17 protein-coding genes are annotated in these 18,603 nt (G+C 67.7%); 11 read left to right on the forward strand and 6 right to left on the reverse strand.

Features of this window, described 5'->3' with window-relative positions; all coding sequences use genetic code 11:
• Nucleotides 1-64 precede the first annotated feature (64 nt).
• Complete coding sequence (locus ACIBZJ_RS34500) at nt 65-901, forward strand: SDR family NAD(P)-dependent oxidoreductase (RefSeq protein ID WP_395937245.1); 837 nt, start codon at nt 65-67, stop codon at nt 899-901.
• A 71-nt stretch (nt 902-972) separates the two neighbouring features.
• Here the strand turns inward: ACIBZJ_RS34500 and ACIBZJ_RS34505 are convergent, their stop codons facing one another.
• The 6 genes from ACIBZJ_RS34505 to ACIBZJ_RS34530 all read right to left on the reverse strand — a co-directional run bounded on the left by ACIBZJ_RS34505 (nt 973) and on the right by ACIBZJ_RS34530 (nt 8,989).
• The gene (locus ACIBZJ_RS34505) at nt 973-1,701 is read right to left on the reverse strand and encodes an SDR family NAD(P)-dependent oxidoreductase (RefSeq protein ID WP_395937247.1); all 729 of its coding nucleotides are present in this window, start codon (nt 1,699-1,701) and stop codon (nt 973-975) included.
• Nucleotides 1,698-3,491 (reverse strand): hydantoinase B/oxoprolinase family protein, encoded by a 1,794-nt coding sequence (locus tag ACIBZJ_RS34510; protein ID WP_395937248.1) that lies wholly within the window; start codon nt 3,489-3,491, stop codon nt 1,698-1,700. The genes ACIBZJ_RS34505 and ACIBZJ_RS34510 overlap by 4 nt, the downstream gene beginning before the upstream one ends.
• Nucleotides 3,488-5,578: a hydantoinase/oxoprolinase family protein gene (locus ACIBZJ_RS34515; protein ID WP_395937249.1), complete on the reverse strand. Its 2,091-nt coding sequence runs from the start codon at nt 5,576-5,578 to the stop codon at nt 3,488-3,490. Before ACIBZJ_RS34515 ends, ACIBZJ_RS34510 begins: the two co-directional genes overlap by 4 nt.
• Nucleotides 5,575-6,600, reverse strand: coding sequence for a 3-keto-5-aminohexanoate cleavage protein (locus ACIBZJ_RS34520; protein ID WP_395937251.1), 1,026 nt, complete (start codon nt 6,598-6,600; stop codon nt 5,575-5,577). The genes ACIBZJ_RS34515 and ACIBZJ_RS34520 overlap by 4 nt, the downstream gene beginning before the upstream one ends.
• A 65-nt stretch (nt 6,601-6,665) precedes the next feature.
• Nucleotides 6,666-7,778 carry an NAD(P)/FAD-dependent oxidoreductase gene (locus ACIBZJ_RS34525; RefSeq protein ID WP_395937253.1) on the reverse strand — a complete coding sequence of 371 codons (1,113 nt, stop codon included), beginning with the start codon at nt 7,776-7,778 and terminating at the stop codon, nt 6,666-6,668.
• A 44-nt stretch (nt 7,779-7,822) separates the two neighbouring features.
• On the reverse strand, nt 7,823-8,989 hold the full coding sequence (locus tag ACIBZJ_RS34530) for an acyl-CoA dehydrogenase family protein (protein WP_395937255.1): 1,167 nt from the start codon (nt 8,987-8,989) through the stop codon (nt 7,823-7,825).
• Between the two features lie 121 nt (nt 8,990-9,110).
• On the opposite strand from ACIBZJ_RS34530, the gene ACIBZJ_RS34535 reads away from it, so the two are divergent.
• The 10 genes from ACIBZJ_RS34535 to ACIBZJ_RS34580 all read left to right on the forward strand — a co-directional run bounded on the left by ACIBZJ_RS34535 (nt 9,111) and on the right by ACIBZJ_RS34580 (nt 18,535).
• Nucleotides 9,111-10,478: a CaiB/BaiF CoA transferase family protein gene (locus ACIBZJ_RS34535; protein ID WP_395937257.1), complete on the forward strand. Its 1,368-nt coding sequence runs from the start codon at nt 9,111-9,113 to the stop codon at nt 10,476-10,478.
• Nucleotides 10,479-10,507: 29 nt separating this feature from the next.
• Nucleotides 10,508-11,035 (forward strand): DoxX family protein, encoded by a 528-nt coding sequence (locus ACIBZJ_RS34540; RefSeq protein ID WP_395937259.1) that lies wholly within the window; start codon nt 10,508-10,510, stop codon nt 11,033-11,035.
• 69 nt (nt 11,036-11,104) lie between these two features.
• Nucleotides 11,105-11,965, forward strand: coding sequence for a helix-turn-helix transcriptional regulator (locus tag ACIBZJ_RS34545; RefSeq protein ID WP_395937261.1), 861 nt, complete (start codon nt 11,105-11,107; stop codon nt 11,963-11,965).
• A gap of 171 nt (nt 11,966-12,136) precedes the next feature.
• Nucleotides 12,137-13,309 carry a thiolase C-terminal domain-containing protein gene (locus ACIBZJ_RS34550; protein ID WP_395937263.1) on the forward strand — a complete coding sequence of 391 codons (1,173 nt, stop codon included), beginning with the start codon at nt 12,137-12,139 and terminating at the stop codon, nt 13,307-13,309.
• A complete protein-coding gene (locus ACIBZJ_RS34555; protein ID WP_395937265.1) occupies nt 13,306-13,734 on the forward strand; it encodes a Zn-ribbon domain-containing OB-fold protein in 429 nt (142 codons plus the stop codon). Before ACIBZJ_RS34550 ends, ACIBZJ_RS34555 begins: the two co-directional genes overlap by 4 nt.
• 142 nt (nt 13,735-13,876) lie before the next feature.
• Nucleotides 13,877-15,082: an amidohydrolase family protein gene (locus ACIBZJ_RS34560; protein WP_395937267.1), complete on the forward strand. Its 1,206-nt coding sequence runs from the start codon at nt 13,877-13,879 to the stop codon at nt 15,080-15,082.
• Nucleotides 15,083-15,165: 83 nt separating this feature from the next.
• Complete coding sequence (locus tag ACIBZJ_RS34565) at nt 15,166-15,888, forward strand: SDR family NAD(P)-dependent oxidoreductase (RefSeq protein ID WP_395937269.1); 723 nt, start codon at nt 15,166-15,168, stop codon at nt 15,886-15,888.
• A gap of 65 nt (nt 15,889-15,953) precedes the next feature.
• Nucleotides 15,954-16,187, forward strand: a complete 234-nt coding sequence (locus ACIBZJ_RS34570) for a ferredoxin (protein WP_395937271.1) — start codon at nt 15,954-15,956, stop codon at nt 16,185-16,187.
• 3 nt (nt 16,188-16,190) lie between these two features.
• The gene (locus ACIBZJ_RS34575; protein WP_395937273.1) at nt 16,191-17,216 is read left to right on the forward strand and encodes a nuclear transport factor 2 family protein; all 1,026 of its coding nucleotides are present in this window, start codon (nt 16,191-16,193) and stop codon (nt 17,214-17,216) included.
• A 128-nt stretch (nt 17,217-17,344) separates the two neighbouring features.
• Nucleotides 17,345-18,535, forward strand: a complete 1,191-nt coding sequence (locus ACIBZJ_RS34580) for an ABC transporter substrate-binding protein (RefSeq protein WP_395937275.1) — start codon at nt 17,345-17,347, stop codon at nt 18,533-18,535.
• The last annotated feature ends 68 nt before the right edge of the window (nt 18,536-18,603 follow it).

Raw genomic sequence — 18,603 nt, forward strand, 5'->3', positions numbered from 1 at the left:
CAGTCTAGGCCCTGGTCACTGCGCGCCCAAGCGGCCGAACCGAGCGGCCACCGGGTGCGGATCCTTGCCCGGCGGAGATCCTCGCACCTACAATTGGGATCCAATAACTCGTTTTGGATCCAATAGGAGGCTCGGTGTGGCGGTCGAAGGGCAGTTGGCTGGAAGGGTCGCAGTCGTCACCGGGGCAACGTCCGGGATCGGTCGTGCGATAGCCGAGGGGCTAGCGGCCGAAGGCGCTCGTGTCACGCTGGCCGGACGCAGCGTCGAACGTGGCGAGGCGGTCGTCGAGGCCATCGCGGCCCGGGGTGGAGAGGCCCGTTTCGTGCCGACCGACATCACGAACCCCGAGGAATGCAGCAACTTGATCGACGGTGCGGCGGCGGCGTTCGGTCGTATCGACGTGATGGTGAACTCGGCCGGTTCGTTCCCCCTCGGTATGGCGCTGGACGTCGAAGTGGCGCACTTCGACGACGCGCTGAACACGAACGTGAAGGGGACCTACTTCTGTGGCCAGGCCGCACTTCGTCACATGGTCAAACAGGGCGACGGGGGAGCGGTCATCAACATGGCGTCGATCGCCGGCCTGATCGGGTTCGCCGGAGCCGACCTCTATGCGATGACGAAGGGCGCGATTCTCGGCCTCACGAAAACCTGGGGCGTCGAGTTCGCGCCGCACGGTATCCGGGTGAATGCGATCGCTCCGGGCAACGTCGAGACGCCGATGAACGAACACCTGATGGCCGATCCGGACTACGCGGCCGACATGATCTCGCGCACGCCGTTGGGGCGCAACGGGCGGGTCGAGGACATCGTGCCGGCGGTGGTGCTGCTGGCAGGCGACGGCGGCGCCTACTTCAGCGGCTCGGTGCTGGTGATCGACGGCGGCTGGACCGCCGCGTGACCGAACTCGGGTGAGCACGGCGGAGGGAGCGGCCCCATCAGGGGCCGCTCCCTCCCTCGTTCCCACCGCGCTCAGTTCGACAGCAGTCCCAGATCGACCGGTGTGCACGTCCCGTTGAGTCCGGAAGACTCCGGGCCGGCCAGAAACGCGATCAGGTTCGCCGCTTCGTCGGTCTCGACGAAGCGCTTGACCGGCGAACGCTCCAGCATCAAGTCCAGGACGCCCTGCCGATCGAGCCCGCGTAGCCGCATTTGCTCCTCTACTTGATTCTCGACCATCGGGGTCCGCATCCAGCCGGGCGCTACCGCGTTGGCGGTGAGGCCGGCCGGACCTCCCTCGATCGCGGCCACCTTCACGAGGCCGAGCACCGCATGCTTGGCGGCGACGTACGCCGCCTTGTTGGCTTCGCCGATGTAGCTGGAGCCGGAGGCCGTCACGACGATTCGGCCGCCGGGCCTGGCGGTCAGGTGGGGCCAAGCGGTCCGCATGGCCAGGAACGGTCCCTTGACCATCACGTTCATCAGCCGGTCCCACTGGTCCTCGGGAAAGGACTCCAGCGGCGAGACGTGCTGGACGCCGGCGTTCAGGACCAACGCGTCCAAGCGGCCGTGGAGCTCGAGGGCATGGTCGATCATCGCGCGATTCCCGCCGTCGGAACCGACGTCCGCGATGAACACGTCGTCCCCGGTGACATCGACGGGGACCACCCGGGCTCCCCGCTCGGTGAACGTACGGCAGATCGACTTGCCGAGACCCCCGGAGGCGCCGGTGACGATGGCCACTCTGTCCGTGAGATTCATGCGGAGGCCCCCGCGTTGCCGGTGGGACGCAGATCGGCCCGTCGAGACGCCGTGGCGGCATCGTCGACTTCTCCGGACGAGTCGAGCACCACCCCGTACACGTCGGTGGCCCGTTCGCCGCTCACCCACCCCTCGGCCACGTCGTGCGCTACCGCCAGAGGATCACGGTCGGCCGGCCGGCCGTATCCGCCGCCGCCGCACGTCACCGAGATGATGCGTTCTCCGTCCTCCAGCGTGAGCATGGCGGCCGACGGAAGCTCGGAGATCTCGCCGTCGCGTCGCCTCAGGTGGTGCCGCGACGGGCCACCGGAGTGGCCGCCCCGTACGCCGAGGGCCGGATTGTCCGCGCCGTCGCAGCCGTAGGTGACGACCATTGCCGTACCGACCGGCCCGTACTCCACCCGCGCCGAGTGCGCGCCGCGTTGACGCCCGGCTCCCTCGGAGTCGGGCAGCAGCCGTCGCTCGGCGACGAACACGGGCTGGCGCATTTCGTCCAGTTCGACGCTGTCGATGCGCAGCATGCCGGCGTTTCCCACGTGTCCGATGGTGAGCCAGCCATCCGTCGACGGTGCCGCCGCACCACCCGTGACGCCCAGCAGGATCTGGTTGACGAACGGCTGGCCGGTGCCGGGCATCCGGCCGGAGATCACTGCTGAGGTGGCCGGTATCACCCCACCGCACTCGGCGAGCCCGAGTCCGTCGTCGAGATCGGCGAAGGCCCGCTGGACGGCGTTGGCCACCCGGTCGGCGACGTTGGTCGTCGCGACCGAGCAACTGGTCGGATGGATCGGAATCCCGGCGACGCAGTTCTGCCGGAGCAGGACCGTGATCCGGCGGAAACTTCCCGCGTTGGCCGGAACACTACCGCCGATGCTGTTGAAGACACCGATCATCGCCGCCGTCCGCGAGGTCGCTTCGGTGAGGTTCAGGCCGTTCGGCAGGCAATCGGGATTGTCGCGGAGATCCACCTCCACCCGCCGGACGGCACTGTCGACGGTCACCTTCGTGCGAATCCGGATTCCGTCGGGTGCGGCCGGCACCGGGTCGTGCACGCTCTCGGTCGTGACCGTCCCCGACGGCAACTCGGCCAGGCGCTGGTCCATGAGCCGTTCGCCGTAGTCGAACCAGTTGACGGTGAAGCGCTCGAGGACGTCCCATCCGACCTCCCGACCGATCTCCAGGAGCCGGCGTTCGCCCACCCGGACCGCACCCAGGACGGCGAGGTAGTCACCCCACCACTGCTCCGGAACGCGGATCCGGACCTGGCACGCGCGGACGAAGTCCTCGTTGTCCTGGTAGTCGGCCTGGACCTTGAAGGCCGGAAAAATCAGCGCGCCTTCTTCGTACACGTCTTCCGCGGAAGCCATGTAGGTGGTGGGCTCGGAGTCGCCGCAGTCGGCCTGGTGGGCCTTCGCGAGCACCGAGAAGCGGTGGACGCCCTCGTCGTCGATCACCGGGACGAACAGGCAGTGGTCCGCGGCGTGCGAGTTCCCGTGGTACGGAGAATTGTGGAAGTACGCGTCGCCGCGCGCGAACGTGGGATGCATCTGCGCGATGTACCGGCTGATGATGTCCGGTCCGCTCATCATGTGGATCGGGAGGCTGTTGGCTCCGATGAGCAGTTCGTGGTTCGCCGTCACGATGCAGCACGAGAAGTCGTGTGCGGTATTGAGCACGCCGGACCGGCCGGTTCGGAAAACCGTGTTCATCATCGCGGTGACGACGCTGTTCAAGCGATTGCTCAACAACGCCATCATCACGCCGTCGGCGGCGCTGTTCCCAGGATTCACGACGCGCCTCCACTTCGGGTCTGCGTGTTCGTTTCGATGACGAGCGCGCCGCTCGCGATCCGGCGGGCCCGAGCGCCCTCGTCGACGACCACCGTCGTGAGCGCACTCTCGATCACCGCGGGCCCCTCGACGACCGTTTCCCGGTCCATGTCCTGGATCCGCCAGATGTCGACTTCGGTCCACCCGCGTCCCGCCCGGTAGACCTGTCGCGGTCGGATCGGGAGCCGCTGCTCGGGCCACTCGACGGGCGGCGGAGTGCCTCGCTCGAGATGGCATCGCGCGCGGGCGTGCCAGCGCTCGACCTCGATGCCGGAGTGGCGATCGGCGACGGCGAAGACCTCCTCGTGCACGGTGTGGAAGCGTTCGCGGAGCCGGTCGACGTCGGGCGTACCGGAGAAACGACTGCCGGCGAGTTCGACCTCCAGGTCCCAGATCTGATTCGGGTAGTGAGCCTCGACCCAGTACTCGATCTCGGTCGAGACCGCGTCGGCGCCCGGACCGTCGACGAACGCCTGGCAGCGCCGCTCGAGTTCGGCCAGCACCGCGTTCGCTCCGTCGAGATCGAAGCCGACGTCGGAGCTGTGGAAGCTGATGTCGAAATCCTGGGCGAGGTCGGAGAGGAGACCTCCCGCCGCGCTGAGCGCCGGGCCCGCCGCCGGGATGATGACGTTCGGGCAGCCGATCCGCTGCGCGATCGCGACCGTGTTCAGGCCCGCCGCGCCGCCGCCCCCGACGAGGACGGCTTGCCGTGGATCGATGCCCTGGTGAATCGTGATTTCTTCGATGGCGCTGACCATGCATTCGGTGGCCAACGCGAGGATCGACGAGCTCGCTTCGACGACCGAAAGGCCCAGCGGGCGGGCGATCTGTTCGTCGATGACGGTCCGCGCGGCCTGCGCGTCGAGGGGGAGCGTGCCGCCGAGGAAGAAGGCCGGGTCGAGGAGGCCGAGCGCGACACACGCGTCCGTCAGCGTGGGCTGCGTGCCGCCGCGGGAGTAGCAGGCCGGCCCAGGAACCGCACCGGCGCTCTGCGGGCCGACGTGGAGCAGCCCACCGCTGTCGACCCAGGCGATGCTGCCACCACCTGCTCCCACGCTTTTGACGTCCACGGAAGGGAAGCCGGTGATGTGACCGGAGAACGGCTCCCCCAGCCAGGTCTCCCGGGTCGACGGGATCCGCCCGCGTCGTACGACGCTGACGTCGTAGGTGGTGCCGCCGGTGTCGGCGACGATGGCCGTGTCGGCCCCGAAATCCTCGCGAGCGAAGTGCCGGCCGGCGACCGGAGCCATCGCCGGACCGGAGTTGAGCGCGAGAATCGGCGTCCCGGCGACTTCGGAGGCGTCTCGAACCGCGCCGTTCGACGTGACCACGAGCAGGCGTCCGGCGAATCCGCTCTTGGTCAACCGCTCGGCCAGCCCGCCGAGGTAGGTGCCCATGATCGGTTTCAGCGAGGCGTCGATCACGCAGGAGGACGCGCGCCGGTACTCGCGTACCGCCCCGCTCAGTTCGTGCGAGAGCGTGACCGCCACCCCGGGCAGGTGTTCGGCGAGCAGCTCTCCGACCCGCAGTTCGTGGACCGGGTTGGCGATCGACCACAACAGGCAGACGCCGACGGCTTTCACGTCCGCCTGGCGAAGGTGCTCCAGAGTGGTCGCGAACGCGGCTTCGTCCAGGGCTTTGATCACGCCACCCGCGCGATCGATCCGCTCCGGAACTTCGAACGTCAGCGCTCGCGGGACGTAGGGCTCCGGGTAGGGCCGCGAGAAGTCGAACACCGAGTTGCGTCCGCCCTCGCGGAGGACGAGGACGTCCGGGTGCCCCTCGGTCGTCAGGAACGCGGTTCGCGGGGTCGTATGGGTGAGTACCGCGTTGATGGCGTGCGTCGTGCCGTGGATCAGCATCGACCCGAGGCCCAGCAGCAACTCGCGGCTGACCCCGCGAGCGTCGGCCGCCACCTGGAAGACGTCGAGGACGCCTCGAACCTGGTCCGACGGGACGGTAGGGCTCTTGTAGACGGTCTGGCTACCGTCGTCCTCCTCGATGACGAGGTCGGTGAACGTCCCACCCGTGTCGACGGCGAACCTCATGGGGCCACCGCCGATCCCCGGGCCTCGTAGGTGCTGGGGACGCTGCTCAGGCCGAGCGTCTCGCGGGCCTGTGCGGGGCTCGCGACCTCTCGGTTCACCTCGCGGGCGATGCGGACCGCGCGTTCGACGGCCTGGCCGTTGCCGGTGAGCTTCACGCCACGGCTGTAGTACAGGTTGTCTTCGAGCCCGACCCGGACGTGGCCGCCCATGATCGTGGCCATCGTCGTCATCGGTAGCTGATGGACGCCCACACCGGCCACGAAGTAGACGGCACCGTCGGGCAGATCCCGCGCCAGCGCGACGAGCGCCTCGGGCGTCGCGAAAGAGGCGGTCTGGTAGCCCATCACGAATTGGAAGACGTACGGCGGCTCGATGAGCGCTTTCCTGATGAGCTCGTTGCTCACCCAGAACTGGCCCGGGTTGTACAGCTCCATCTCCGGACGGATACCCCGTCGGTGCATCTGAGCGGCCAGACCCTCGATGGTGCCGTACGTGAACGGGATGCAGAGGTCGTACTCGGCGGCCGGGTGCGGATGCTCCAACGGTGCCGACCGTTCCGGGACGCGGAAGCGGGACATGTCCGGCCCGAGGTTCAACGACGCCATCTCGCAGTTGGCGTCGACCATCGCGAATCGCTGCTCCATCGTCGTCGAAGCGCTGCCGCCGGTCGTGTTGTTGATGATCAGATCGGGACAGGCCTCGCGGATGAGCGCATTGACCTCGTAGTTGAAGTCGGGATCACCGGAGCTCTCGGACCAGTCCTCCGGGTTGCGCGGGTGGACGTGGACCGCTGACGCGCCGGCGTCGTACGCCTCTTTGGCGGAGCGCGCCAGCTCCGCAGGCGTCTCCGGAAGCCCGGGGTGCGACTCCTTGCCCTGGACGCCGCCGTTGAGGCAGCAAGTGATGATCAGCGGCGGAAGGCCGGTGCGCACTTGCTCGATCCAGGCTGCCGACGCGCCGTACGGACTTCTGCTCACTGGTACCTCGTTCTCGACATCCGTGGCGATCGGATCGATCGGCAAGATTGGATCCGATCCTTAGTTTCGGATCCATTGTCGGAGCGCGATTCTGCAGTGTCAAGCGAGGGCTACGCCGTCGACACCTCCCGCAGAGGAACGGCCCGGGCGATCGGGTCGCGCAACCGCATGACGAAGCCCGCCGCGGAGAAGCCGACCGCGCCGGTGAGCCTGCCGTCGCGTGAGTACAGCGCGACCGGGCGTTGTTTCGCGCCCCACCGGAACTCGGTGACCTGGTCGTCGGGGCGGGGGTCGCCCAGCCCCTGCAACTTGTACCCGTATTGGTCGCTCCACCAGTACGGGACTCCCGCCGGCGGAGCGGCCTGCCCGGTGATCGTCGCGGCGACGTGGTCGGCCTGCCGGCACGCTGCCGACCAGTGCTCGTGGCGTCGGCCGCGCCAGCCGGCGACATCGCCCACCGCGTACACGTTCGTGGCGGCTCGGCCGTGCTCGTCACAGACCACGCCGTCCCCGGCCGCGAGGCCGCTGCCGGCCAGCCAACCGGTGCAAGGCACCGCACCGACCGCCTCGAGCACGAGGTCGACGGCCAGTTCCGTGCCGTCGGCGAGCCGCAGCCGGTCCGGCGCCGGGCGAGTGACCGACCTGCCGAAATGCAGTTGGACGCCGTGCCTGCGGTGGATTTCGGCCAGCGTCGAGGACACCGTCGGCCCCAAGACCCGGATGGCCGGTCCCGGCGCTACGTCGACGAGGTGCACGGTCATCCCGCGCTCCCGGGCCGTGGCCGCGACCTCGCAGCCGATCAGCCCGGCCCCGACGATGCCGAGCCGTTTCCCCGGTAGCAGGCTCGCGCGCAGCCGAGCAGCGTCGTCCAGCGTGCGGAGCACCAGCCCGTTCAGTCCGGGCAGGCGGCGCGGTTGCGAGCCCGTGGCGATCACTGCGAGGTCGAAGCCCACCGTCCGGCTCGGCGTGGACACCGTCTGCGCCGTCACCGACAGCGCAACTGCCGGCTCGTCCAGGCTGACCGTGACGTCGAGCCGGGCAAGGTCCGCGAGGGACGACAGCCAGGAGGGGCCGGCGGTCCCGCCGAGGAACTGCTTGGACAGTGGCGGTCGGTCGTAGGGGAGATGCGTTTCGGCCCCCAGGACCAGGATGGCGCCCGGGAAACCGCGCCGGCGCAACCCCTCGGCAGTGCGCACCCCGGCCAGGCCGGCACCGATGATCACACATCGTCGGCGGTGGCCCGGTGCCGCCGTGGCGGCCTCGGGTTTCATCCGGCGGTGGCGCGCTGATCGAAGCGTCGGCCCAGGTACTCCGACGCGATCCGAGTCCGTTGAATGTTGGTCGTACCGCCGGCCAGAGCCCACCCGTGAGCGTCGCGGTGGAGACGTTCGAGCTCGTACTCCGCGGTGTAGCCGTATCCGCCGTGCAGCTGTATGGCCAGGTCCGAGACGCGCTTGGCCATCTCGTTGGCGAAGCACTTGGCCACCGAAGCGTCGAGCGGGACCGGTGCGGCTGTGCCCGCACCGGCCGCCGCCTGGGCGATGAGCAGGCGTGCCGCTGCCACCTGCATGACCATGTCGGCCAGCGCGGCTTGGACGAGTTGGAACTCGGCGATCTCCCGGCCGAACTGCTTGCGCTCGCGTACGTACCGCGCGGCCCGGTCGAGAGCCGCTTGCCCGATCGCGAGTGACATCGTCGCGTTGCCGAGGCGCTCGATCGAGAAGGCCGTGAACAGCCGGGCGAACCCACCTTCCGGAACGATGACGTTGTCCACCGGCACCCGAACGTCCTCGAAGACGAGGTCGGCCGAGCCGATGCCGCGAAAGCCCATGAGCGCCTCCTGTGCTCCGAAACTGAGACCGGGCGCCGATTTGTCGACGATCACGGCCCCCATCCCGCGGGCGCCACGCGCGCCGCTGAACCGGGCGTACACCAGGTAGTGCTCGGCGTAGCCGGCACCGGAGCACCAGCGTTTCGTGCCGGTGACGACTACCTCGTCACCATCGATGCGCGCGGTCGTCGTGGCGTCCGTCGCGGCGGATCCGGCGTCCGGTTCGGAGATGGCAACAGCGATCGTCGAGCGTCCGGCGACGACGTCAGGCAGGAATCGCTTCTGCTGTTCGGCGGTACCGAACAGGTCCAGCACGCGGGCCGGTCCCGTGCACGCCTCGAAGACCGGCCAGGCCGCGACGGGGCTCGCCTTGGCCAGTTCCTCCAAGACGATCAACGCGTCGATCAGCGGGCGCCCGCCGCCGCCGTGCTCCTCGGGCAGCGTCAGCCCCAGCAGCCCGAGTTCGCCGAGACGCAGTCGCTCGCTGTCGGGAAGATGCTGCCGGGCCGTGTCCCACTCCAACGCGTGCGGGGCGTAGCGCTCGGCTGCGAGCCGAGCCGCCAGATCCTTCAGCGCGCGCTGCTCCTCGGTCAGGTCGAACACGAAAGACTCCTTCTTCGGCAGCACGCCTGCCGGGGTTCGTTCGACGACAGAGGCCGCACTCCGGACGCCCCGAGCGGACGCCCGAGCGGCCTCGATTCGCCTTCGGGCTCCGCGGAACTGAGTGGCTCTTTACGGATTACCGCGCTGGGTCCGCACGCGCACTGTTCGAGTTGTTACTAGTGCGAAGCGTGCCACTCTCCGTGGCCGTCCCGGGACAAACATGGAGCTCCATCGGCAACGCATCCGCGCCGCCGTCGCACCTGACTCAGAGGGAGTCTCCATGCCTGCGAGCGAACAACCAGGGCACGAGCCGGACGGTCGCCCGGCAGCAGCCGGCCCGCTCGTCGGTCTTCGTGTCTTGGACATCGGCCAGCTCTTGGCCGGACCGATGGTGGGGACGATGCTCGCCGACTGGGGTGCAGACGTCGTCAAGGTCGAACAGCGGGGAGTCGGTGATCCCATCCGCAAGCTGGGATCGCATTCGGGCGCTCCGCTGTGGTGGAAGGCGAACGGCCGGAACAAGCGGTCGATCGCGCTGTCGCTCGGTGACCCCGCCGATCGTGACGCGGTGCTGGCGCTGGCACGCTCCGCCGACGTCGTCCTGGAGAACTTCACTCCGGGCACGTTGGAGAAATGGGGCTTGGGATACCGCGAGCTGAGTGCTGCGAACCCGGGATTGGTGCTGCTTCGAGTCAGCGGGTACGGCCAGACCGGGCCGTACCGCGGCAAACGGAGTTTCGGGCGATCCGCCCAGTCCTTCAGCGGCTTCTCTTCGGTGAACGGCTTCCCGGATCGGCCGCCGGTCCATCCGGGCTTACCGGTCGGTGACTACTTCGCGGCACTCACCGGTGTCGGCGCGGTCCTGGCCGCCTACATCGAGCGGCAGCGTTCCGGGCTGGGCCAGGAGATCGACCTTTCGCTCTACGAGGCGACGTTCCGCATCATGGAACTCATCGCGGTGACCTACGACCAGGAAGGCACCGTGCTGGGGCGCGAAGGGACCTCGAACACCTACGTCGCTCCGGTCGGGACCTGGCGGACCGCGGACAACAAGTGGTTCTCGTTGACGGCCAGTACGCAGCCGGTGGCTCGTCGCCTCTTGGAGGTGATCGGAGGGCCGGAGCTGGCGGACGACCCGCGCTTCGTCGACAACGGCTCGCGCGTCGCCCATCGCGAAGAACTCGACCAGATCCTGGAGAAGTGGGTCGCCGGCCGTACGGCGCAGGAGCTCACGGCCGTCGTCGACGCCGCAGGTCTCGTTTCCTGCGTAGAACTTGATATGTCGGATATTTTTCAGGACCCGCATTACGAGGCCCGTGGAACGATCCAGACGGTGGCTGATCCCGACCTCGGCCAGATCCGGATGTCAACGGTCGTCCCCCGGTTCACCCGCACTCCCGGAGCCATTCGCTGGGCGGGCGAGACATTGGACGCGAGCCGGCGAGACGTGTCGGAGGATCCGGACTGGGGCAGGGTGGAACTCGGCTAGCGTCGGCGGCCCCCTCTTCACCAGGAGACATGATGTCGTCGACTCTGCCTGCGATCGATCTGTCGCTGCTGGTCATCCGGTTCGGCCTCGGCGTCGTGCTCCTGGCGCACGGCTACAATCACGTCTTCGGCGGAGGAAAAATCGCCGGCACGGCCAGGTGGTTCGCGAGTCTCGGTATGCGCCCCGGCCTCCTGCACGCCTGGCTCGCCAGCGCGACCGAGCTCGGCGTCGGCGTCCTGCTCGTGCTGGGTCTCGGTACGCCGCTGGCCTGCGCCGGCGTGATCGGGACGATGGGCGTTGCCCTCATCACGAATCATCTGAAAAACGGATTCTTCATTTTTCGGCCGGGTGAGGGATACGAGTACGTTCTCGTCCTGATTCTCATGGCGATCGGACTGGCCGGTCTGGGCGCAGGCAAGTGGTCGCTCGACAACGCTCTGAGTTGGTGGCAGCCCGGCGGGTGGCAAGGCCTGGGCATCGCGACATTCGCCGGTTGCGGCAGCGCCGCGGCACTCCTCGCGACGTTCTGGCGGCCTGCGGGCACCACCGTCGAATGAGCTCCCGCCGTGCACGGACTTATGAACCAGTTATTGCCACCATGTTGCTGGGATCCTAATCTTCTGCTCATGGCGAAGGCACAGCGTGACAACCCTGCCGGGCGAGAGGAATTAGGTAAATTCCTCCGATCGCGACGGGAGAGACTCAGGCCCGAAGACTTCGGGCTCGTCCGCACCGCCCGTCGGCGGGCCCCCGGGCTGCTCCGGTACGAGGTGGCCGGCCTCGCCTTCGTGAGCGATACCTGGTACACGTGGCTCGAGCAGGGCCGTGACATCAAGATCAGTTCCCACTCCATGGAGTCGGTCTGTCTCGCCCTCCAGCTCGACGACGACGAACGTGACTACGTCCGCAGACTGGCCGGCTTGCCCGTGGAGCCCGGGCCGGTGTCGGTAGTGCCACGAGCCGAGTTGCTCGCCCTGGTCGACGACATGATGCCGTACCCCGCGAGCCTGATGACCGCTGCGTTCGATCTCGTCGCGTGGAACAAGGCGCACGCGGTCGTCTTCGGCGACATGAGCGAGGTCCTGCCCGAACACCGCAACGCGCTGCTCGGCCTGCTGATGGACGATCACGTCCGCACCTCGATGCAGGGCTGGCACGACGAGCTCCGCGCGGTGATCGCCCGCTTCCGCTACGAGAGTGGCAAGTACCCAGGAGATGCCCGGTTCGCCGAGCTCATCGCGGAGCTCTCCGAATCCAGTGCCGAGTTCCGCGACGTGTGGCAACACTTCCAGGCCTGCCTGTTCGTCGATCGAGGGGTCGTGCTGAACCACGGAACCCTCGGTGAGCTCCACATCAGCAAGGTCCAGCTTCGACCGATCGATCAACCGAGCCTCCTGCTCAGCGTGCATCAGGCGGTGGACGACGAGACCCGCCAGAAGCTGTTCGCCCTGCAGGAGCGGCTTTCGGCAGCGTCCGCGGTCGGGTAGCGGCCGACCGCGAACGCCGGTGTGCGGCTCCGGTGGCTATTGAGTCTGGTACCAGTGCCACGTCTCTCTGTTCGTTCGCTCGTACATCGCAAAAATCATCGTTGTGATCCAGCTAGTCGTTCTTGCATCGCGAGGTCCGGCCCCACCTGAATCGCTCCGCCGCGTGACGCCATGAGTTCGCCCGAGCGCGTTCTTCGGGAGCGGACGGCGATCGTCGGGGTGGGCTATACGGAGTATTTCCGCGATTCGGGTGTCAGCACGCAGACGCTCGCACTTCGAGCAATCGTGGAGGCGCTCCACGATGCCGGATTGGCCGCCCACGACCTCGACGGAGTGGCCTGCCACCGCCTGGCCGACTCTGCGGATCCGGCCCAGATCGCCCAGGATCTGGGGCTGACCGACATTCGTTTCGTCCGTGACGTCTTCGGCGGCGGTAGTTCGTCGGTCGGCACCCTGATCGACGCCGCGATGGCCGTAGCGACCGGACAAGCGGAAACGGTCGTCTGCTGGCGGGCGCTCAACTCTCGTTCCGAGGGGCGTATGGGCGCGATCTCCGGGCCCGCGGCGACTGCGGGTGACGCCCAGTACTGGATGCCGTACCGCCACCTGACTCCCGCGCAACTGTTCGCCATGCACACCCGGGCCTACCTGCACCGCTGGGGTTACGGCGCGGAGGACCTGGGCCGCGTGGCCATCGCTCAGCGTGCCAACGCCCTGCTCAGCCCGCGGGCGATGATGACGGAGCCGATCTCGATGGACGACTACCTCGGCTCACGGTGGATCGCCGAGCCGCTACGGCTCCTGGATTGCTGCCTGGAAACCGACGGCGCCGTCGCTCTGATCGTGACCACACCCCAACGCGCCCGGGATCTGCGTCAGGTTCCCGTCCTGATCAGCGGAGCCGCCTTCGGGGGCGGCAGCCAGTTGACCTCCAACGGCTGGGACGACCTGTCCCTGTCGCCGGCCCGGCACCTGGCTCCCAGGCTGTACGCCGGCGCGGGAATGGGGCCGGACGACGTGGACGTGGCCGAACTGTACGACGCCTTCACGCCCTTGGTGCTGATGCAGCTCGAGGCGTACGGGTTCTGCTCGCCGGGAGAGGCCGCCGGCTTCGTGGCGCACGGCTCCATCGGATCGGGCGGCGAACTCCCGGTCAACACGCACGGTGGACACCTGTCCGAGGGGTACGTCCACGGGCTGAACCACGTCGCCGAGGCGACCAATCAATTACGCCGTACCTGTGGCAGCAGGCAAGTTGCCGGCGCCGAGGTGGCGCTGGCAACGAGCCAGCCCGGAGTCGTTTCCGGTCTCACCGCGGCCGTTCTCCTGAGGCGTGACGCATGAGCGGCGTCAACTGGCTGCCCCGGCCGGACCGGGACTCGGCTGACTGGTGGGCGGCGCTGGCGCGCCACGAGTTGCTCCTGCAGGCGTGCCAGGACTGTGGGCGCCGGAGGTGGCCCGCGAGGGCGATCTGCAACCGGTGCAGTTCCTTGCGCTGGGACTGGATCCAGGCCTGCGGAACGGCAACGATCGCCAGCTGGACGGTGACCCGCAGGCCACCGGTGCCGGGGGTCGAGGTGCCGTACGTGGTGGTGCTCGCGCGGCTCGACGACCAGAGCGACGTACTCGTGCCGGGCTTCTGGGGCGGCGACGCGGAAGGTCTCGACCTGGCGATCGGGCTGCCGGTCGTCGTCGGCTTCGACGATCTGGAGTCCGCCGAGGGAACGCGGAGCTCCTTGCTCAGGTGGGCCTCGCAGGTAACCCCGTAACTAGTTACAGATCGGTTCTGCCGTACCGGGCCGGCGGAGCGCGACCATGACCAGCATCGCAGAGCCGCCCGAGCACACAAGCCGTCGCGGCAGCTGCACCCCATCGTCGGCGTCGCCTCGGAGACCGAACGGAGACACACGGATGTCCGCATTCCCTCGGCTGATTTCGGCCGACGACCACGTGCTGGAACCTCCCACCCTGTGGACTGACCGGCTACCGGCCAAGTACCACGAGATTGCTCCGCACGTGCGTCGCGAGCGCGTGAAATTCCAGGTGGGGGGCAAGGTCTCGCTCGAGGCGCAGGCCCAGGCCTCCGAGGACGGCGACTGGGCGGACGTCTGGTACTACCACGACAAGCGCGAGCCGATCATGCTGGTCGGCGCGGCCGTCGGGTTCGGCCACGACGAGGTCGAACTGCGCCCGACGACCTTCGACCAGGTTCGCCCGGGCTGCTACGACCCTCAGGCGCGACTGATGGACATGGACATCGCCGGCGTCGAAGCGTCCCTGTGCTTCCCGAACATGGCGCCGACGCGCTTCTGCGGGCAGGGATTCCTGGAGGCCCCCGACCGCGACCTCGCGCTGTTGTGCGTTCGTGCCTACAACGACTTCATCATCGACGAGTGGTGCGCGGATTCGGGTGGACGGCTGATTCCCCTCGGCATCATTCCGCTCTGGAGCCCCGAGCTGGCGGCGCAGGAAGTACGCCGACTGGCCGCCCGGGGAAACCACGCCATCTGCTTTTCCGAAGCGCCGGCCCGGCTCGGCCTGCCCTCGATCCACTCGGGTGCCTGGGAGCCGTTCTTCGAGGCCTGCGTCGAGACCGACACGGTCCTGATGATCCACGTGGGCTCGAGCTCGCACGTGCCGATGCCCTCGAACGACGCCCCGATGGGGGAGTCGAACATCCTCGTCACGCTCAACGCGGTCACCGCGATGGTCGACTGGATGTTCTCCGGCCTCTTCGTCCGGTACCCCACCTTGAAGATTTGCCTCGCCGAGTGCCAAATCGGCTGGATCCCGTACATCCTGCAGCGGGCCGACGAGATCTGGGAGATCCACGGTAATTGGGCCGGAACCCGCGCGCGCATCCCGAACCCGCCCAGCAGCTACTACCGGTCCAACATCTTCGTCACGTTCTTCAGTGACGTGGTCGGCTTACGCAACCTCGACGCGATCGGTGCCGACAACGTCCTCATCGAGACCGACTACCCGCACTCGGATTCGACCTGGCCGTCCAGTCAGACCCACTTCCAGAAGCAGACCCGAATCGTCGGTCTCGACGACCCGGAGATCATCGAGAAGATCGCGCGCGGCAACGCCCGTCGCCTGTTCCATCTCGCCTGATGACCCGGAGAACACGAGTTTCGCCACGAGAGGAAGGACGGGACCAGGCACTCGCGTTCGATCTGACCGACAAAGTGGCGTTGGTGACCGGCGCGGGCCAGGGGGTCGGTGCCGAGACCGCCGCGCGACTGGCTGGACGCGGTGCGCGGGTAGCGGTCAACGACATCGCGGGTGACCGTTCCGAGCAGGTCGTCGACCGGATCACCGCGGCCGGCGGCATCGCTGTCAGCGTCGTCGCGGACGTGCGGGATCCGGACGCGATCGCCGAGGCGACCGGCCGAGTGGAGCACGAACTCGGGCCGATCGACATCCTCGTCAACAACGCCGGAGTCCCGCCCACCGGGTTCCGGCTCTCCCCGTTCGTCCAGACGTCGCCCGACGAGTGGGACGCCTACATCGGCCTCAGCTTGTACGGCGTCATGCACTGCACCAAGGCCGTGCTCGCGGGAATGATCGAGAGGAAATGGGGGCGGATCATCGCCATCACGTCGGACGCCGGGCGCTACGGGGAGGCCGGCATGACGGCGTACTCCGCCGCCAAGGCGGGCGCTGCGGGGTTCATGAGAGCGCTGGCCAAGGAGGTCGGACCGGACGGGATCACCTGCAACTGCCTCTCGCTCGGCTCCATCGAGCCGCCCCCCGAGCTGCGCAGTGAACGGGACGAGCGTCGCGCCCTGCGTTATCCGATGCGCCGGCTCGGCCGGCCGGAAGACGTCGCCGGCGCAGTGGTCTGGCTCAGCGTCGAGGAATCGGAGTGGATCACCGGGCAGACCATCTCGGTCAACGGCGGCTATGTCACCGCCTGACAACACCACGGCGACGTGTCCGGCCCCGGTAGGGAGCCGGCAGCGACCAGAGAAACAGGACTCCCATGAAAGTTCTCGTCGAGCAGGACAAGTGCGCGGCCAACGGACTCTGCGCCATGGAAGCGCCGGAGGAATTCCCTCTCGACGCCGACGGATTCGTCAGCGTCGACGGCGCTCTCGAACTGCCCACCGCGCAGCGGGACGCCGTGCTGCGTGCTGCCGCAGCCTGCCCGGAGCGGGTCATCTCGCTCGTCGGACCGGAGAATCCCTTTCCCGTCAGCGGGCCAGGAGGTCTCTGAGCGATGAGCCAAGAACTGAACAAACGTATCGTTCGCGTCGTCCTCGACGACCTGTTCCGCGAAACCTCCTATCAGTACTTCGCTGAGGTCTCCGGATTCGAGGGCCACATGGTCGACTACGACGTGTCGCCTATTCGCATCGAAAGCGCCGAACAGGAGATCGCACGGAAGACGTCGATGGTCAGTGAGATGAGGCGCAGTGGCAAAGCGCTCAGCGCCGTCTACCCCGACGGCAACACCCGCGCCATCCGTAGCCTCACCGCGGAAGGGGATCGGGTGGTCGCCGAGTACTTCACCTACGGTGGCCGCACGATCTTCCGGGACGACGAGGACCACAAATTCCACTGCGTGAAGATTTTCGAGCTTCGCGATTCGAAGATCGTCCGTATGCGCGAGTACTGCGACTCGGCGTATCTCACCGATTTCGGAAGCGACATCAGTCGTTACATGCACGAGACACCGGCGGGAGGCGTCGACCAGAACGCGCTGGACCACTCGTCGTGGGGGACGAGTTGGCTCCTGCGGTCGGACAAGATGGAGCTCGGCCCGGAGGACGGCACGGTCGACGGCTCCGCCGAACTCGACGAAAACCGGCGTATCGCGCGAGTCGTCGTCGAGAGGTGGGGCAGCCGGGAGAGCGCCGACCACCTGCACGACGACGTGCTGTTCAGCAACGAGGTCGACCTCAGGAACACCCCGGCGCTGGGACGCGCCGTACACGGTAAGAACGCGCTGGCCACGGTGCACGAGCGCGTGGCTGAGCTGTTTCCCGGCGGCGTCGAGCACCGCATCACCGCGGTGACCGCCGAGGAGAACCGAGTGGCGGTCGAGGAGATCATCAGCGGGATGTCGCCGCTGCGCCCGGACAAGCCGTTCCGGGTTCCGGCGCTGAAAATTCTCTTCTTTCGCGACGGCAAAGTTTTTCGCGTCCGGCAGCACCTCGACAGCGGATTCATCCAGGCGTACGCACCCGAAGCGGTGGAGTACGTGTTCGGCACGACGGACGCGGTGCCGGCTTTCGCGCAGTAGCAAAGACGAAGCGGTTTCCTACAACGACGAGTGCGCGGCGAGGGAATCCACCCGTTCAGAGGCGTAACGGATCCCGTGTGCCTGCGTGTACAAGGGAGTGTGGAATGAGTTCATTCAAGGCTAGATCGATGCTGAGCGGGTTGGCCGTATTGCTTCTCGCGGTAGGTGCCTGCGGTTCGTCCGGTGGGGCGACGGAGTCAGCTGCCGCCGGGTCGGGCCTGGACCAGTCGAAGAGCCCGATCCTCGTCGGGTGGCTCGGGGGCCCCGGCGGGCTCGGCCTCGAGCACAGCAACGACGTCGCGAAGGCTGCGACCAAGTACCTGAACAGCACCGGCGGCGTTCACGGCCGACCGTTGAAGGTGCTCACCTGCAACGACGAAGGAACCCCGGAATCGGTGACCCGGTGCGCGAACGAGTTCGTCGCCGCGAAGGTCAGCGTCGTCGGGACGCGGTTGACGACCAACGAGGCCGCGTTCTTGACGCCGATCACGAGCGCCGGCATCCCCTTCGTCGAGCATGCGCCGGTGAGCCAGGCCGGCATGGGGAGTAAGAACGTCATCGGGCTTTCCGGCGGCGCGAGCGAGGGGCTGGCCCTGGCCGCTCTCTACGGCAGGGAACACAACCTCAAGTCGAACGCCCTGATCCTGGTGAACGCGCCGCCCTCGGCCGCGATCTCGAATGCGGTGAAGCCCTTGTACGACAAGGAGGGCGTCTCGTACAAGGTCCAGCTGGTGGATGCCGGAACGCCCGACCTCACCGGCCCGGTCACTCTGGCGACCTCCGGGGATCCCGCCTCGCTCTCGATCTTCGGATCAGCGTCGTTCTGCCTGTCGGGCCTCCGAGCGGCGTCGTCGATCGGCTATCGCGGTCAGGTCTTTCTCGCCGGGTGCATCGACCCGAAGGTGGCGAAGGACGCCGGTTCGACGGGAAACGGTGCGATCGGGCTGGCCCCCAACGACCTCCTGGCTCTGTCACCGGACGAAGTGAAGACGTATCACACCGCGATGGCGACCTACGCGAAGGATGTGGATCCCGGCACGGTCGGAGCAGCCTCGAGCTTCTCGACGTTCATGCTCATCCGAGCCGTTCTCGAGGCCATGCCGGCGGATTCCTCGTACGCCGCCCGGGACGTGCTCGACGCTTTCCACGGCTTGCGCAACTTCTCGTACCCCTTCGACGGGGACGTCCCGCTGACCTGCGACGGGAAGCAGTTGCGAGCGTCTCCGTCGGTCTGCAGCAGTAAGTCGTTCATGGTGAAATTCGACAACGGTTCGCTGAAGCCGAACGGGTATCTCGACTTCTCGGAGATCCTCGGCTGACAGGTCGACCACCCAGGCCGGCCGGCCCGCACGATCCGGGCCGGCCGGCCGGACGCTCCGAGCCGACG

Origin of the sequence: Cryptosporangium sp. NPDC051539 (assembly GCF_044454545.1) — a bacterium.
Taxonomy (GTDB): domain Bacteria; phylum Actinomycetota; class Actinomycetes; order Mycobacteriales; family Cryptosporangiaceae; genus Cryptosporangium.

Bases quoted from the DNA above. Each gene is read 5' to 3' on its own strand.
- ACIBZJ_RS34505 (WP_395937247.1), bottom strand. From the start codon at position 1,701: ATGAATCTCACGGACAGAGTGGCCATCGTCACCGGCGCCTCCGGGGGT.
- ACIBZJ_RS34515 (WP_395937249.1), bottom strand. From the start codon at position 5,578: ATGAGGTTCGCCGTCGACACGGGTGGGACGTTCACCGACCTCGTCATC.
- ACIBZJ_RS34540 (WP_395937259.1), top strand. From the start codon at position 10,508: ATGATGTCGTCGACTCTGCCTGCGATCGATCTGTCGCTGCTGGTCATC.
- ACIBZJ_RS34545 (WP_395937261.1), top strand. From the start codon at position 11,105: ATGGCGAAGGCACAGCGTGACAACCCTGCCGGGCGAGAGGAATTAGGT.
- ACIBZJ_RS34550 (WP_395937263.1), top strand. From the start codon at position 12,137: ATGAGTTCGCCCGAGCGCGTTCTTCGGGAGCGGACGGCGATCGTCGGG.
- ACIBZJ_RS34555 (WP_395937265.1), top strand. From the start codon at position 13,306: ATGAGCGGCGTCAACTGGCTGCCCCGGCCGGACCGGGACTCGGCTGAC.
- ACIBZJ_RS34560 (WP_395937267.1), top strand. From the start codon at position 13,877: ATGTCCGCATTCCCTCGGCTGATTTCGGCCGACGACCACGTGCTGGAA.
- ACIBZJ_RS34570 (WP_395937271.1), top strand. From the start codon at position 15,954: ATGAAAGTTCTCGTCGAGCAGGACAAGTGCGCGGCCAACGGACTCTGC.
- ACIBZJ_RS34575 (WP_395937273.1), top strand. From the start codon at position 16,191: ATGAGCCAAGAACTGAACAAACGTATCGTTCGCGTCGTCCTCGACGAC.
- ACIBZJ_RS34580 (WP_395937275.1), top strand. From the start codon at position 17,345: ATGCTGAGCGGGTTGGCCGTATTGCTTCTCGCGGTAGGTGCCTGCGGT.